Below are 238 nucleotides of genomic sequence, written 5' to 3' on the forward strand. Positions count from 1 at the left end.
AAAACTGGCAACTCAAGATCATTTATTTTGCATGTTGCAGGCATGCTGTATTTTTGGATTTAACTTTGTCTGTTTCTATTATGCAGTGCAATACATTAGTAGTGGCTTGGAAGCAGTGATCTTTTCGATGGCTGTGATTTTCAACACGATCAATGCCAAACTATTTTTTGCTCAGCACATATCGTCCCGTTTTTATCCTGCTGCATTATTTGGTCTGTTTGGGATCATCGCTTTGTTT

General features: G+C 37.8%; 1 protein-coding gene. It reads left to right on the forward strand.

The features are described from left to right. Window positions 1-238, forward strand: a 238-nt coding sequence (locus A2003_RS03910) for an EamA family transporter (RefSeq protein ID WP_353743756.1), incomplete at both ends; no start/stop codon positions are given.

It is taken from the genome of Acinetobacter sp. GWC1_38_13 (genome assembly GCF_001767535.1).
In the GTDB taxonomy this organism is placed as follows: domain Bacteria; phylum Pseudomonadota; class Gammaproteobacteria; order Pseudomonadales; family Moraxellaceae; genus Acinetobacter; species Acinetobacter junii.